Origin of the sequence: Photobacterium sp. GB-56, assembly GCF_003026105.1 — a bacterium.
Classification (GTDB): Bacteria; Pseudomonadota; Gammaproteobacteria; order Enterobacterales; family Vibrionaceae; genus Photobacterium.
In genome coordinates this window covers 1-622 of sequence record NZ_PYNW01000062.1, presented here as the reverse complement: position 1 = coordinate 622, position 622 = coordinate 1, and the positions used below count along the sequence as shown (strand labels likewise).

Here is a 622-nt window from a genome sequence, read left to right as displayed (position 1 = left end):
GGTTCAGTATGGATGATGAAGCGTTTGAACAAGCAGTGACGAAAATTGTTGAGAAGCAAAATTCAGAGCCACCATTGGGTGAAGTTATACCGATCCCTACCACTGATTCTATAGCAACCACACCAAATACGGCTTCTGCCTAACGCATAATAAGCACGTCTATCTCGGCGTGCTTTTTTGTGGAGGTCATATCTCATAATCAATCAGGCCAATTATTGCCCAGTCTATTTAGCGTGTATTCTCACTCTGGGAATCGTTAACGCCGAAGATAGATTGAAAATAACCATGAAAAATACCCCGTACAACTCACAGCACATTCCGCCGCAAGCGCCGGGGAATCAGCAAGGCTTTTGGTCTCAAATGGCCAGAAAAGGTGTACACTTCCCATTTACTTGCAATAATCATCATGTGCCAGAAAAAGAGCTGCGATCCCGTACCCCCTCTGAGCTGAAAAAGCTTAAGACATTTGAGAGTGATATATACAGTGAGCGTGAAATTCACGACATCACTTTCCCATGGTGGGGCTTGGTCTATTTTTATGCCGTGACATTCGGAAAATTTATTGCTCTCTATATGATGCCGTTAGCATTTGTTCTTCTGGGGATAATATATCTCGTAACCA

The 622-nt window shown here is 43.2% G+C and carries 1 pseudogene; it reads left to right on the top strand.

The annotated features are described in order from the left end of the window. Positions 1 to 285: 285 nt before the first annotated feature. Positions 286 to 622 (top strand): annotated as a pseudogene (locus C9J42_RS21370) (hypothetical protein); the annotation flags it as partial.